We start from the raw sequence: 14,248 nt of genomic DNA, 5'->3' as shown, positions 1-14,248 counted from the left end.
CCGCATAAATGTCAACCAGCGACGCCGGGAGAGCGTCCAGATGGAGGAATTGAAATGAAAAAATTCATGCTCGCGCTTGCCGCGACCGTGGCGCTGGCGGGAACCGCCTGGGCGGAACCGGTGCGCATCAGTGTCGGATCCTACAATCTCAACAACCTGCCGTTTCCTGTCGCCCAGGGACTTGGTCTTTATGAAAAGGAAGGACTGGAGGTGACCGTCGAAAATTTCGCCTCCGGCGGATCGAAGACCTTGCAGGCGCTGGTGGCGGGTTCGACAGACATCGCAGTCGGCTTCTACGACCACACGATCCAGATGCAGTCACAGAACAAGCACGTCGTCGCCTTCGTGACCCTTGCCCGCAATTCCGGCCTCGTGCTCGCGGGCACGAAGGGCACCAAGTTCGATCCCGCCAGGCCGGAGACGATCAAGGGCGCAAAGATCGGCATCACCGCGCCGGGATCGTCATCCGACTTCTTCGTGCGCTATTATCTGAAGCGGCATGACCTTTCGCCGGACGATGTCTCTCTCATCGGCGTCGGCTCGGGCTCTTCCGCCGTTGCCGCGCTTCAGCAGGGCAAGATCGACCTGCTCGTGAACTACGATCCGGCGGCGACCTTCGTCACCGAAAAGGGCGTCGGCAAGATCCTGATCGATGCGCGCAACGATGAGGGCGCCAAGGAGATCTATGGCGGCATTTATCCGACCTCCGTGCTCTACGCGACGCAGGACTACATCTCCGAGCATGCCGAAACGATCCAGAAAGTGACGAATGCGACGGTGAAGGCGCTTGAATGGATGAAGGCCCACAGCGCGGCGGAAATTGTCGAGAAGCTGCCGCCGGAATTCATCACCGGCGACAAGGAAACCTACATCAAGGCGGTTGAGAACGCGCGGGCCATCTTCTCCACCGATGGCCTGATGAACGAGGCGGACGTGAAGACCCCGCTCGATGTGCTCAAATCCTTCAACGAGAAGGTTGCGGCAACCAAGATCGATCTGTCCAAGACCTACACCAATGAATTCGTGAACAAGGTGCCGAAAGCGGCATCGAATTAAGGGAGGACGAAATGGCAGTAGCAGTCTTGAAGCCTGCAATGGCAGCAGTCCCGGCGGCGGCGCCGGCAAAGGCGATGGTGTCCATCGACGCCGTCACCATGGCCTTCGGATCGTTCGTCGCGGTCCAGGATGTGAACCTGACGGTCGCCGATGGCGAGTTCGTCGCCATCGTCGGCCCGACCGGATGCGGCAAGAGCACGATCCTCAACGCGATTGCCGGTCTCTTGAAACCGGCGAAAGGGACGGTCTCCATCGACGGCGCGCCGGTGACGGGCGTGCAGAACGAGATCGGCTATCTCTTCCAGCAGGACGCGCTCCTGCCATGGAAGACGGCACTCGAAAATGTGGAACTGGGGCCGATGTTCCAGGGCGTTCCGGCGGTGGAGCGGCGGGAGAAGGCGCTGAAATGGCTGGTCAAGGTCGGGCTCAAGGGGTTCGAGCAACGCTATCCGCACCAGCTTTCGGGGGGCCAGCGCAAACGTGTCCAGATGGCACAGGCGCTCATCACCGGGCCGAAGGTGATCCTGATGGATGAGCCGTTCTCGGCACTGGATATCCATACCCGCCATCTGATGCAGAACGAGCTTCTGCGCCTGTGGCAGGAGGAACGGCGCGCCGTCGTGCTAATCACGCATGATCTGGAGGAAGCCGTCGCGCTTGGCGACCGTGTCGTCGTGCTTGCTGCCGGCCCGCGATCGCGCGTGATCGATAGCTTCCCCGTCGATCTCGAACGCCCGCGCGACGTGGCCGAAATCAAGCTCGATCCGCGCTTCACCGATCTTTATCGCAATATCTGGGCCTCGCTGCGTGGCGAAGTGGAGAAAAGCTATGCGCACAACGACTGAACGTTTCATTCAACTCGGCCTGCTGGCCCTTACCCTTGGCGGCTGGCAGCTTGGGGTGAGCGCGGGCGTCATCGACGTCTTCTTCTTCCCGTCCCCGATCGACATCTTCCGTCAGGTGATTTCCTGGGTCGTCGATCCCGGCTTCTACAGGCATGTGACGATCACCCTGACCGAAACCGTCCTCGGCTACATCATCGGCACCGGCCTCGGCGTCGGCGCGGGTGTCTGGCTCGGCCTCTCACAATCGGCGGCACGTATTCTCGATCCCTTCATCAAGGGACTCAACGCCATTCCGCGCGTGGTGCTGGCGCCGATCTTCGTGCTGTGGCTCGGGCTTGGCCTCTGGTCCAAGGTGGCGTTGGCAGTGACGCTCGTCTTCTTCGTGACGTTCTTCAACGCCATGCAGGGCGTGCGGGAAGTCAACCCGGTGGTGCTCTCCAATGCACGCATTCTCGGCGCCAAGCGCTCCGACCTGCTCCGTCATGTCTATTTCCCGGCGGCGGCGAGCTGGATTCTCTCCTCGCTGAGAACATCGGTCGGCTTTGCCGTGGTCGGCGCGATCATCGGCGAGTATCTGGGCTCGTCGGCGGGTCTCGGGCATCTAATCGCCCGGGCGGAAGGCAATTTCGACGCGGTGGGCGTGTTCGCCGGTATCCTCATCCTGGCCGTGTTCGTCCTGCTGATCGACCTTGTGCTCGACATGGTCGAAAAACGCCTGATCAAATGGCGGCCAAACACCAGCGAACGACCCGCTTAATAGAGGGCGTTTGAGGGAGGGGCGATCCTGCGCCAAGGTTGGCCAACGACCTTTGCCCGTAGTGTAGGTGCTCTCAACCAAGTAGAGAGACTAGCGTGGGATCGCCGGACCGAGTACGTCGGTGATTGCCCAGGTCAAGCCGGGCGGAAAGACCTTGCGGTGGTTTTTGCCCGGCACGACCAGCGACTTTACCGTCAGGCTTCGGTAGCCACGTTGCTTCAGCTGCGACTCGAATGCCCTCATATCGCCAACCATGTCTTGGGTATTGCCCCCACGAGCGGCGTCGTGGCGACTGACCTCTTCTCCGCCGACAAAGAGCAGGACATTAGCCTTCAGGTCTTTATTGGCTTGGGCATAGTTGGCCTCGAACCGCAGAATTGCATGGTTCGCAAACCAGATGGATGGGCTGCCGAGTATGTAGGTGTGGAAGAGGTCGGGTTCGGTCAGCAGGATGTGCGCGCCAAGAAGCCCTCCATAGGAATGCCCCAGATAGATGCGCCGACCGGGATCGGCATGATAGCGGCTTTCGACAAAGGGGATCACGGTCAGACGAAGATAGCGCTGATAGGCTTCGGCTCCGCCATAGGCAGTGTCGCCGGGTTTGCGGGGAACCGGGGTGTAGTCGCGCTTACGGCTCACTTCCAGGCTCTCGCCCTTCGCATAGGACAGGCCTACCAGAATAGGCTCCTCCGCCAGATCTCCCTTTTCGTAAAGCGCTTTGATCTGGCAGGCCACGGGCCGTGTCCCGCGATCACCATCGGCCAGATATATTATCGGGTAGCGCGCCGATGCATTGGGGGCGTAACTGGCCGGCAGGCTGATCTCGACATTATAAGACCGCCCCGAAATCGGGTCTGGCACGGACAGCGTCTGGACGCCACCCGGATCGCATTCATTCCACTTGACGCGCTTGGCTTCGGCCTCACCTGCGAACAGTGAAATAGCAACGGCTATGATGATGTTAAACGGGCGCATAAACCGTAATAACTCCGTGGAATTATGTATATTTGGGGGACTGTTTGTTACAGCAGATGAAACTTACGAGCTATTCCCCGCCCTGTTGCGCCGTGCTTTGGGGCGTGCGTCCCGAATTCGCGCCCAGTTCTACGCTCGCCAGCGTCCAGCCCTGCGTTTTGAGCGTGCTCTCGATCCGCCATTTCAGGATTTCCATGATCAGCTCTTGCTTCACCGCTTGATGTACCGGATCATCCCATAGATTGTTGATTTCCCTGGGGTCATTGTCCATGTCGAACAGCTGGCCTTCCTCACTGTCGACGAAGTGGACGAGCTTGTAGCGCTGGCTGCGGATCATGGTCATGAACGCCGAGCCGCTGAATATGCGATCGCCGGCATGTTCGGAGAAAACGAACTTCCTTGGCTCGCATGACGCGCCATTCAAATAAGGCAGAAGCGACTGTGCCTCCATCCAGCCGGGGACCGGCAGGCCGGCGAGTTCGAGGATGGTCGGCGCAAAGTCGAAAAGGGAAATGAGGTCGTCTACCACCCTCCCCTCCGCCACGCGACCGGGCGACCAGACGATGGCGGGGACGCGGACGCTCTGCTCATACATCGACCATTTCTGGCTATGGCCATGGTCGTTGAGGCTGTCGCCATGGTCGGAAGTGAAGATGATGATCGTGTCTTCCAGCACCCCGCGCCGCTCGATCGCGTCGATAAGCAATCCCATCTGGGTGTCGATCATCGAGACATTGGCGAAATAGTGTTGGCGCTGGCGGCGCAATTGCTCCTTCGTCGGATCCGGAAGATGCACGACAGCGTCATGATCGACGGCAAGATGCTGCTCGCGGAGTTTCTTCAAGGCAGTCGGCTGAGCAGCGATATCTTCATCGCTCAGGATGGGTTCGGGGAGATCGGCATCGGAGTAGAGATCGAGATATTCCTGCGTTGGATCATAGGGCGGATGAGGACCTGGAATGCCGATCTGTAGGAAGAAAGGCTCCTCGCCGGTATAGGAATCGAGCCACATTCGCGCGAGTCCCGGCACGAAATTGTCCGAATGGAGATCGTCGGGAAGCTCCCAGACGAAGGCGCCGAGCGATGAGCGGTAATCCTCCCGCCGGCGATAGGTGACGCGGCTGGGTTTTTCGAAGCCACGCGTCCATATCGCCTTGTCCCACTGATCGAGATAGAACGGCAGGCGTGACGTCGCACGGTCCTTGTTCTCCACGACATGGCGCTCGTGAAAACCGAAGGAATCCTCGAAAGGCGAGGTGTGCATTTTGCCGACATTGACGCAGCGATAGCCGGATTGCGCCAATAGCTGCACCCAGCTGAACGCCCAGGGCTCGTCATTGCGGAAGACGCCATTGGTATGCGGATAGACGCCCGTGAACAGGCTCGCGCGTGACGGCGCGCAGGAGGGCGAAGTCACATAGGTCTGGCGGAAATAAGTGCCTTCCCTGACCATACGATCAAGGTTCGGCGTCTTCATATAGGGAAAGCCTCCGGCGGCGATCGTGTCGAAGCGCTGCTGATCGGTGATGACGAAGATGATGTTTGGGCGCTTTTGCGATCTGGTCATCTATTCCTCCCCTTGGTGACCGGCATTCTATGGAAAAACTACTTTTATTACATTGACTTATCAATGAATTCCTTGATGCTGAATTAGAAATGTTTTTCGTCCCCGTGACGATGATTTTCAGGGAGTTGGCGTTCTATGGCAACCGTGCTGATCACTGGCTGCGACCGCGGCCTTGGCCAGGAATTTGCGCTGCAATATGCGATGCAGGGCGACCGGGTCATCGCGACCTGCCTTGATCCCACTGGGCTCGCCGCCCGTCATCAATTCGGCTCCAATGTCGAGCTCGTCCGGCTGGATGTGACGGATGGGAACGCCATCACCCGGCTTGGCCGCGACCTTGAGGGGCAGAAGATCGACATCCTCATCAACAATGCCGGCATTCCCGGTCCGCATCCGGCGCTGGAGGATACCGATATCGCGCTATGGCGCAGCATGCTGGAGGTGAATCTCATCGCGCCCTTCGTTGTGTCCAAAGCCTTCATCGAGCATGTCGCATCGAGCGACCGGAAGGTGATCGCCTTCATCTCCAGCCGCATGGGCTCGATCGGACTCAACAATAGCGGACGATCCTATGCGTATCGCTCCAGCAAGGCAGGCCTGAATATGGTGATGAAGAGCCTCGCCATCGATCTCGCTCCCCGGCAGGTTTGCGTCATCGGGCTCCATCCGGGCAACGTGGCTGCCCAGGGCGAAAGCGGCCTGTCGGTAGCGGCGAGCGTTGAACGGATGCGCGCGGTGATCCAGGAACTCGGCCCGCACCAGACGGGAACCGTTTACAATTACAACGGCCAGATCTTGCCATGGTAGCGGGCAATCCGGCGGCGCCTACCCCTTGCCGCCCGTCCTGATATTATAGGCGACCCGGAATCCGGTATTGCTGGAGGCGCTGTCGGGGGAGAGGCCCATGCGGGCGGCGATGCGGTAGCGGTAGCAATAGCTCTTATGGCAAAGGAATGAACCGCCCTTGAGCACCTTGTCGCCGTTCTTTCTCGCCTGCTCGTTTCGGACCACGGCATGGCGCGCCAGCGAGCGGATGCGGAACGGATCGGCCGTCCACTCCCAGACATTTCCGGCAAGATTGTAAAAACCATCCTCGGTCGGTGTGAGACTGCGCGCCGGCGCGGTGCCGAAATATCCGTCAGCCATCGTATTGTGATGGGGGAAGCTGCCCTGCCAGATATTGCAGAAAATCTTCGTGTCGGTCGGCTCTTCCTCGCCCCATGGATAGCGGCGGCGGTGGTTGCCGCCCCGGGCCGCATGCTCCCATTCCGCCTCGGTGGGAAGCCTGCCGCCCACCCATCGCGCAAAAGCCACGGCATCGTTCCACGAGACCTGCGTCACCGGATGGTCCATCCGGTCCTCGATTGAGCTCCCAGGCCCTTCCGGCGATTTCCAGGTCGCTCCTTCCACCCGTCCCCACCATGGCGTAGTCGCTACATTGTTCGCCGCGATCTGCCGGTCCCGCATCAATCCAAGGAATACGGCGGAGCAGCCGAACTTCTCCGCCTCCGTGACATAGCCGGTCGCCTCGACGAATGCGGCGAAGCGCTTGACGGTCACCGTCTCGGCCTCCAGCAGAAAATCATCGATGGTGACCTTGCGTTCCGGACCCTCCCCATCGATTTCCAGCGCCGGCTGATGGGTTCCGACGAAGGTTTCGCCGCCTTTGACGAGGATGGGCTCCCCTTCCCTTCCGCGCGGCAAAATTGTCGCGGCTTCGCCCGACCCTGCGCTCCCGTTGTTCCGACTGACCGCAGAACAGCAATCTCTCATCATTATCCTCACGAGCTACGATTTCAAAATGGCTGTCGAAACTGGCTTCGAGCTGCTCACCGCATTGCCTATTACACTTGCTTACGTATCCCTGCGCTGGTTTTCGGGTCTGCGTAACGCCAGCTAAGGCAGATGTGATATTGCAGGCACGATCAGGGACAAACCAGACAGCAGCAGGAGCACGAACACCGATCGTCTTAAGGCACTGGCCGAAACCGGAGGCGGCCATCGGCGCGCGATATAGGAAGCTGCGACGACGCTTGGCAAGCCGGCAAGGGCCCACAACAGCGTATGATTTTGCCATTGCCCTGCGATTGTCACGAGGGCGAGACGTGACAGGGAATTAATGGCGAAGATAGCAACCAGGGTTTCCCGGATCACCGCATGGGACATGGGCTGACGATAGAACTGGTAAACCAAAGGCGGGCCAGCCGTTGAAAAAAGGCCGCCCATTAAACCGCCGATGGCGCCATATGCAGCAAAGACCGGCCCCGAAGATTCCGTGTCCAGAGGTGAATATCGGCGGATCAGTTGCATGCTCGATAGTAAGATCACCAATCCGAGCACCATCCTGACCACCGCCAGCGATTCGGACGCGAGAAAATCGAGCAGTGCGTAACCTGCAACAACCATCGGCAACGCGCCGGTCAGCGATAGCAGCATGGGCTTTGCTGCAATATGGCGCCATCCGCGCCCAAGCATGACAACTGCATTGGCGAGAGTGAGAATATTGATAACGATGGCGGCCTCTGTCAGCGGAATGAGCTGGGTGAGAGCCAGAAGCGCAAAGATGAAAAATTCCAACGGTTCGCTCACGATCCGCCAGCTACAAGAACCAGCGACTTGTACGGCTCGAGACCAAGAAGGTCTGGCACAACACCAAGACCCGGCCCGAGTGGAAGTTCGACACATCCCAGCTCTATCGAAGGCCAAGCCGGCACAATGGCATCGCGCAGCGGGTTGGGATTGACGTCGATCTCAAGCAGCCCATCTCCGCCTGCCGCCGCCAGGATGTGAGCTGACGCCGCCAGGCCGATGCCGGCTCCGAGGAAATGCGGGCAATAGCGCCGCCCTACCCGCCTCGCAGCATTGGCGACGGCGAAGCATCCGCTCGGACCGCCCCATTTGGCCGCATCCGGCTGGATGATGGAGAGATGGCCCGCGGCGATGGCGGCATCGAAGGCGGCAAATCCGATCAGGTTCTCTCCGCCTGCAAGCGGGATGCCGGTCGATCGCGAAAGATCCGACCAGATATTCGCTGGGGCGTCCACCCGGATCGGCTCCTCCACCCAGCCGAGGCCTAGATCACTAACAGCCAGCAGAAACTTCCGTGCCTCCTTCGCAGAAAAGCCCTGATTGGCGTCGGCATAAAGGGTTTCGTCCGCCTCCAAAGCGGCGGCAAGCCGACGGACGCGTTCCAGGTCGCTGTCGAAATCGAAACCGACTTTCACCTTGAAGTCCTGATAGCCATTCTGGCGGGATTGCGCGACGATCGCCTCAGCATCGCGAATGTGGATGCCGCTGGCATAGGCACGCACCACAGTTCCTGCACCTGGCGAAAGCGCCCCGGCAAGAGGGAGGCCACGCCGGCGCGCGGTCAGATCCCAATAGGCCATATCGAAGCCGGCAATGACCTGCGCATATGGACCGAACTCGCCGGTCTGGAGACCGAGAATTTCGGTCGCCGCCGTCAGTTCCTTCCAAAGCTTGGCAGGCTCGGGCAGCGGCCGGGCAATGACGCGTGGCGCGACATCCGAGACAAGCAAGCGCGCGCGGTGTTCCGCGCCGCAAGCTGGCCAGTTGCACCAGATTTCACCCCAGCCAACCGTGCCATCCCGATCTTCGAGCCTGACCAGCACCGCTGGCCGGTCTCGCATCGTGCCGAACGATGTGGAAACAGGGCGATTGAGCGGAACGCGGAAGACATGAGCTTCCACGGAAATTATGGTGCAGTCGGAAAAAGCCTCTTCTGCCTTCATCATCAGCTATCCTGCTAAAAATCCGCCATCGACGGCATAGACGGTTCCGGTCACATATCGGGCAGCAGGCATCGCAAGGAAAACAACCGCACCGGCCACTTCGTCCGGGCTTCCCCACCGTTTCAGCGCCGTGCGGGCTGCGATGCGATCGCGATGCGCGATATCCTTGCGGCCCTCAACATTGATTGCTGTTTCGATATAGCCGGGCGCGACCGCATTCACCCGAATCCCTTCCTCCGCCCAAGCGAGCGCCAGCGCCTTTGTCAGCATGACGACACCGCCTTTGCTGGCGCAATAGGCCGGAATGCGTGGGAGCGCAGCGAAAGCATTCATCGAAGCGATATTGACAATCGATCCGCGGGTTGCCGCAAGAAGCGGGCGGAAAGCCATCGCCGTGCGGAATGTACCGGTCAGATTAACGTCCAGCACGCGCTGGAAGGTTGCGATTTCGAATTCCTCATCGCGAGCGAGAATGCCGGCACAATTGACAAGCACGTCGACCCGTTTGAAACGGGACGCGTACGCGGTAACCGCGCCGTCGGAGGTTACGTCCAGCACGTCGAGGTCTACTTCCGGCAGGCTCGCCAGGGACGAGCGGTCGAGCGAGGCCTGGTCGTGCCCCGTGGCTGTGACCTTCGCGCCGCGTGCGTGGAACAGCGTTGCGATTGCGGAGCCGATATCGCCCGCGCCGCCAATGACGACGGCATGGAAACCCGTCTGAAAGGAAAACGGGTCGTTCATCCCAGCCATCAGATGCCTGCCACCGCGACATATTTCAGTTCCAGAAAACTCTCGATGCCGTAAGAGGACCCCTCCCGACCCAGGCCAGACTGCTTGACGCCGCCGAACGGCGCCATTTCGTTGGCGAGCATGCCGGTATTGACGCCAACCATGCCGGCCTGCAGGGCTTCGGCCACGCGCCAGACACGTCCCAGATCGCGCGAGTAAAAATAGGAAGCAAGGCCAAATTCGCTGTCATTCGCCATGGCGATAACTTCTTTCTCGTCGCGGAATGTGATGACGGGCGCGAGCGGTGCGAAGGTCTCTTCTCTTGCGACCTTCATCGCCTGCGAGATTCCGCTCATTACGGTCGGCTCGAAGAACGTACCGCCCAGAGCGCTGCGCTTGCCGCCTGTAAGGAGAAGACCACCCTTGGCGAGCGCGTCGGCGATATGCTCCTCGATCTTTGCGACAGCCCGTTCGTCTATCAGCGGTCCTTGGCCGACGCCGGCTTCGGTGCTGCGTCCAAGCTTCAGGGCCGAAACTCTATCGAGCAGTTTTGCTGTGAATTCCTCGACCACTGCGTCCTGAACATAGATTCTGTTGGCGCAGACACAAGTCTGTCCGGCATTGCGGAACTTCGAAATCATGGCGCCTTCGACTGCCGCATCGATATCGGCATCATCAAAAACAATGAAAGGGGCGTTGCCGCCGAGTTCGAGGGAAAGCCGTTTGATACCATCAGCCGCTTCTTTCATCAGCCAGCGGCCGACGGCGGTCGAACCGGTAAAGGTAATCTTCGCCACTTTCGGGTTGTGACAGAATTCCAGGCCGATCGGCTGCGCCTCGCCGGTGATTACAGAGAAAACACCCGCCGGCACGCCGGCGCGCTCCGCCAGAACGGCGAGCGCGAGAGCCGACAGCGGAGTCTGCGAGGCAGGCTTCAGGATCATGCTACAGCCGGCGGCGAGTGCCGGACCGGCTTTGCGGGTGATCATGCCGTTCGGAAAATTCCACGGCGTGATCGCTGCGCACACCCCAACCGGCTGCTTCAACACCATAACGCGTTGGTTACGGTTAGGACCGGGAATAAGGTTCCCGTCTATCCGCTTGGCTTCTTCGGCGAACCATTCCAGATAGGCGGCATTCGATATAATCTCGCCTTTCGCCTCGCTGAGCGGCTTGCCCTGCTCCGCGGTGAGAATATGCGCAAGATCATCGGCATTCTCAACGATCAGATCAAACCAGCGCTTGAGCACGGCGGCCCGTTCCTTGGCAGATCGTAGCGCCCAGTCGATTTGGGCGCTGGCCGCTACATCAATCGCCTCGCGCACGATCGCAATGTCCAGATTGGGGACATGAGCAATAACCGATCCATCATAGGGATCGGTTACTATGATGGATTTTCCATTTTCGGCTGGAATCCAATGGCCGGCTACATAGGCTTTGTCCGTCAGCAAAGACCTGTCTTTCAAGGCCGGAACCGGTTGCGCCGATTGCTTTTCCATTTTCTCTCCTCCCCGCGCGGCTCAGGCCGCCAAGTAGCTACTGGCAAAGTCACCTTCATTGCGGATAGCGTGGAAGGAAGGCACGGACGCCTTCCAGCGCGATGCCTTCTTCGTCGTCAATGCGCTCAGGCTGTTCAACACCGCGACGCCTTCCTCGGAAAGCGCCTTGCCGACCGCGTCCGTATCCGGAAAATGCGAACGGATCGCGTTGAGCCAGATGGTACGCCCGGCAAGGAAACCGGACGCACCGGACGCATAGGCGTAATCGAGCACCAACTCGAACTTCTCCGGTGCCGCGCCACCGGACAGCAGCACCCATGGGATACCGGCGCCGGCGCAGATTTCACCCACCGCATCGAATTCCCTCTGGGCGGCCAGAACTGCCTCGCTGCCGTCGCGCGGCGGCAGGCTGCTGGCGGCGAGAGGGCTTTCGAGCTTCAAAAGGTCGACGCCATATTCGGGCTTTGCAAATTCACGCACGCTCTCGATGACGAGCTCCGGCAGCTTTCCGGGTGACTCCACATAATCAGCAGTATGCCCTGCCGATCCCAGAAAGGGGAAGACCAGCAGTTCCAGAACATACGCAATGTCATGACGCCGGCAATCCTCGCCGATCTTGCGGACGAAATCCTTTTGATGCTCCAGCACATCGGCGGACGCATCCGGCCGGTACCACGCCAATACCTTGACGGCGTCGCCGCCGAGGCGCCGTATTTTCTCGACGCTCCAATCCGCGATAACCCGTGATTTGCGCCCGCCCGCCGTCTCTTCCGTTCTATGATCCTCGAGCGTGACGATCAGGCCGCAATCAGGTGGCAACACGTCGATTGCAGCCGGGATGGCATAATTCGGGTCGAACAGCATCGAACTGCAATGAGGCGCGAGCTTTTCGACCAAGAGCCGCTTGGCCGTAATCATATCGGAGAAAGGCACGGCTGATTTATCGATACCGCGCGCCGCCGCAATGGCGTCGAAGAGCGGCGGGCGCTGGTCGAGCGCCACCATGCAAAAATGCCCTTCGCGGTTGGCTAGGCGAGCAAGACCGCGCGTTTTACCGAGTGTGAGCATAGGATTTCCTTTCAAAATGACTTCAGATCGTCGAGGGAGGGAATGGCTGCGCGTCCACCAGGCCGCGTGCATTTGAAGGCGGCGACGGAACTGGCAAAGAGGAAGGCGTCCGCAACACGCAGATGGGCGCCAAGGCCGAAGGCATAGGCGCCGTGGAAGACGTCACCGGCGGCCGTCGTGTCGATGGCCTCAACGCGGGGCGCGCCCAGATCATGCAAACCGCCGGAGTCGCGCCAGGTCAGGCCGGCGGGACCGCGCGTTACCGCCACGACGCGGCAGCCGAAGCCGGCGGCGCTATCGAGCGCTTTCCCATCTATATCGCCCGCAAATCCTCGCAGTCCCGGTTCTGAGAAGATCGCATGGTCTGTGAGCGGCAGAAGCCGTTCGAACATTTCGATATCCGCCACGTCGCCGTCGAGAACCGTCGGTATTCCGCGTCGTCGCGCTTCCGCGAAAAGGGCTTCCGCGCCTTCCGGCCAGCGCGGGTCGGCAAGCACGCAATCGGCAGAAAGCGCGGTGAGCGGCAGCCATGAAGCGTCAGCCGGGTAACGGCCACGAAAATTGACGATCTGCCGTTCTCCGCCGGCATCGACGATGATGCCCGAGACCGACGATGCGCCGCCCTCGAACAGCCGGAAATTCCTGATATCGACGCCTTCGGCGACGAAGCCGTCCGACATGATACGGCCGGCTTCGTCGTCACCCGCCCTCCCCCAGAAGGATGCCCTGCCGCCCAGCCTTGCTATGGCGACAGCCGCATTGGCCGCCATGCCGCCCGGCTCGGTCAGGTGATCGCTTGCGCGGATTTTCTCGCTGCCGCCGGAAAATGGCGTCCCGACGCGCCAGACTCTGTCAAGCGCGGACAGGCCCAGACAGACCACGGCCGGCGATGCGTCCGCCGGAAAGGCAGAGATCGGAATCATCGGATAGCCCTTCCGTCCGTCTTGTCGAAGACATGCAGCCTGCCGGGTTGGACCGTGAAAGCAAGGCGATTGCCCACCTTGGGACGCAGTTCAGGATCGACACGTGCGACGGTGCGTGTTCCCGCCAGATCGAAATGGACCAGTGTGTCCGACCCCAGCGGCTCCACAAGGTCGATCATCGCGGGTATGGCACCCGGCACGCCATCACCCGGCACAAGATGTTCCGGCCTGATGCCGAGCAGGGCTTCGCTCTTGTCGCCAAGCGCAAACTGTATCGATGGAGGAACCGGCGCTGCCAGATCCGGTGCGCCTGTAAAGACGAGACTGTTGCCCGAGCGCCGGATGTCGAAGAAATTCATCGCCGGCGAACCGATGAAACCGGCAACGAACTGGTTGGCCGGCGTCTCGTAAACCTCTTCCGGTCGGCCATATTGCTGCACTTCTCCGCCCTTTAGTACGACGATACGGTCGGCCATCGTCATCGCCTCCACCTGATCGTGGGTGACGAAGACCATTGTGGTCTTCAGGTCCTGCGAGAGCGCCTTGATCTCGGTGCGCACCTGCCCGCGCAGCTTCGCGTCCAGGTTCGAAAGCGGCTCATCGAAAAGGAAGACCTTCGGATCGCGCACGATGGCCCGTCCCATGGCCACCCGCTGGCGCTGGCCTCCCGACAAGGCTTTTGGCTTCCGGTCGAGGAAAGACTCGATATGCAGCAGTGCCGCCGCGCGGCGGACGCGCTTGTCGATCTCGGTCTTGGTCATGCCGCGCAATTCAAGTGCGAAGGCCATATTGTCGTAGACCGTCATGTGCGGATAGAGCGCATAATCCTGGAAGACCATGGCTATGTCGCGCTTCGACGCCGGCACATCGTTGACTTTGGTGTCGCCTATGAAAAGCTCACCAGCGGTTGACGGTTCTAGCCCGGCGATCATGCGAAGCAGGGTGGATTTCCCGCAACCGGATGGGCCTACGAAAACGACGAATTCCTCATCCGCGATTTCGAGATCGAGCCCGGGGATAATGGTCAGGTCGCCGAACTTCTTGACGAGATTCTTGATGGTGATCGAAGCCATGGGG

Annotated in this window: 14 protein-coding genes; 4 read left to right on the top strand and 10 right to left on the bottom strand. The window is 60.2% G+C overall.

Annotation, left to right across the window (positions count from 1 at the left end; all coding sequences use genetic code 11):
* Nucleotides 1–54: 54 nt before the first annotated feature.
* From IEX53_RS12020 to IEX53_RS12010, 3 genes are read left to right on the top strand one after another with little or no spacing between them, the layout of a single operon-like run.
* Nucleotides 55–1,056: an ABC transporter substrate-binding protein gene (locus tag IEX53_RS12020; protein ID WP_188824391.1), complete on the top strand. Its 1,002-nt coding sequence runs from the start codon at nucleotides 55–57 to the stop codon at nucleotides 1,054–1,056.
* An 11-nt stretch (nucleotides 1,057–1,067) separates the two neighbouring features.
* The gene (locus IEX53_RS12015; protein WP_188824390.1) at nucleotides 1,068–1,901 is read left to right on the top strand and encodes an ABC transporter ATP-binding protein; all 834 of its coding nucleotides are present in this window, start codon (nucleotides 1,068–1,070) and stop codon (nucleotides 1,899–1,901) included.
* Entirely contained in the window at nucleotides 1,885–2,658 is a 774-nt protein-coding gene (locus IEX53_RS12010; RefSeq protein ID WP_188824389.1) for an ABC transporter permease, read from the top strand. Before IEX53_RS12015 ends, IEX53_RS12010 begins: the two co-directional genes overlap by 17 nt.
* Before the next feature lie 90 nt (nucleotides 2,659–2,748).
* Here IEX53_RS12010 and IEX53_RS12005 read toward each other — a convergent pair whose 3' ends face one another.
* Together IEX53_RS12005 and IEX53_RS12000 are read right to left on the bottom strand one after the other, a co-directional pair.
* Complete coding sequence (locus IEX53_RS12005) at nucleotides 2,749–3,633, bottom strand: alpha/beta hydrolase (RefSeq protein ID WP_210311644.1); 885 nt, start codon at nucleotides 3,631–3,633, stop codon at nucleotides 2,749–2,751.
* A gap of 70 nt (nucleotides 3,634–3,703) precedes the next feature.
* Nucleotides 3,704–5,200: a sulfatase family protein gene (locus tag IEX53_RS12000; protein ID WP_188824388.1), complete on the bottom strand. Its 1,497-nt coding sequence runs from the start codon at nucleotides 5,198–5,200 to the stop codon at nucleotides 3,704–3,706.
* A 135-nt stretch (nucleotides 5,201–5,335) separates the two neighbouring features.
* Here IEX53_RS12000 and IEX53_RS11995 point away from each other — a divergent pair, with 135 nt between their 5' ends.
* Nucleotides 5,336–6,007, top strand: a complete 672-nt coding sequence (locus IEX53_RS11995; RefSeq protein WP_188824387.1) for an SDR family oxidoreductase — start codon at nucleotides 5,336–5,338, stop codon at nucleotides 6,005–6,007.
* Between the two features lie 18 nt (nucleotides 6,008–6,025).
* Here the strand turns inward: IEX53_RS11995 and IEX53_RS11990 are convergent, their stop codons facing one another.
* From IEX53_RS11990 to IEX53_RS11955, 8 genes are all read right to left on the bottom strand, one after another.
* The gene (locus tag IEX53_RS11990) at nucleotides 6,026–6,973 is read right to left on the bottom strand and encodes a formylglycine-generating enzyme family protein (RefSeq protein WP_188824457.1); all 948 of its coding nucleotides are present in this window, start codon (nucleotides 6,971–6,973) and stop codon (nucleotides 6,026–6,028) included.
* Nucleotides 6,974–7,096: 123 nt separating this feature from the next.
* Nucleotides 7,097–7,777, bottom strand: coding sequence for a TSUP family transporter (locus IEX53_RS11985; RefSeq protein WP_188824386.1), 681 nt, complete (start codon nucleotides 7,775–7,777; stop codon nucleotides 7,097–7,099).
* 8 nt (nucleotides 7,778–7,785) lie between these two features.
* The gene (locus IEX53_RS11980) at nucleotides 7,786–8,955 is read right to left on the bottom strand and encodes a mandelate racemase/muconate lactonizing enzyme family protein (protein ID WP_210311643.1); all 1,170 of its coding nucleotides are present in this window, start codon (nucleotides 8,953–8,955) and stop codon (nucleotides 7,786–7,788) included.
* Nucleotides 8,956–8,958: 3 nt separating this feature from the next.
* The gene (locus IEX53_RS11975; protein WP_188824455.1) at nucleotides 8,959–9,693 is read right to left on the bottom strand and encodes an SDR family NAD(P)-dependent oxidoreductase; all 735 of its coding nucleotides are present in this window, start codon (nucleotides 9,691–9,693) and stop codon (nucleotides 8,959–8,961) included.
* Nucleotides 9,694–9,701: 8 nt separating this feature from the next.
* Nucleotides 9,702–11,180, bottom strand: coding sequence for an NAD-dependent succinate-semialdehyde dehydrogenase (locus IEX53_RS11970; RefSeq protein ID WP_188824385.1), 1,479 nt, complete (start codon nucleotides 11,178–11,180; stop codon nucleotides 9,702–9,704).
* A 21-nt stretch (nucleotides 11,181–11,201) separates the two neighbouring features.
* Entirely contained in the window at nucleotides 11,202–12,248 is a 1,047-nt protein-coding gene (locus IEX53_RS11965; RefSeq protein ID WP_188824384.1) for a tagatose 1,6-diphosphate aldolase, read from the bottom strand.
* Nucleotides 12,249–12,259: 11 nt separating this feature from the next.
* On the bottom strand, nucleotides 12,260–13,171 hold the full coding sequence (locus tag IEX53_RS11960; protein ID WP_188824383.1) for a sugar kinase: 912 nt from the start codon (nucleotides 13,169–13,171) through the stop codon (nucleotides 12,260–12,262).
* Entirely contained in the window at nucleotides 13,168–14,244 is a 1,077-nt protein-coding gene (locus tag IEX53_RS11955) for an ABC transporter ATP-binding protein (protein ID WP_188824382.1), read from the bottom strand. Before IEX53_RS11955 ends, IEX53_RS11960 begins: the two co-directional genes overlap by 4 nt.
* Nucleotides 14,245–14,248 lie beyond the last annotated feature (4 nt).

It is taken from the genome of Paramesorhizobium endophyticum (assembly GCF_014640615.1).
Classification (GTDB): Bacteria; Pseudomonadota; Alphaproteobacteria; order Rhizobiales; family Rhizobiaceae; genus Paramesorhizobium; species Paramesorhizobium endophyticum.
The sequence above is the reverse complement of the archived record's forward strand: the minus strand, read 5'-3'. Positions and strand labels throughout refer to the sequence as shown.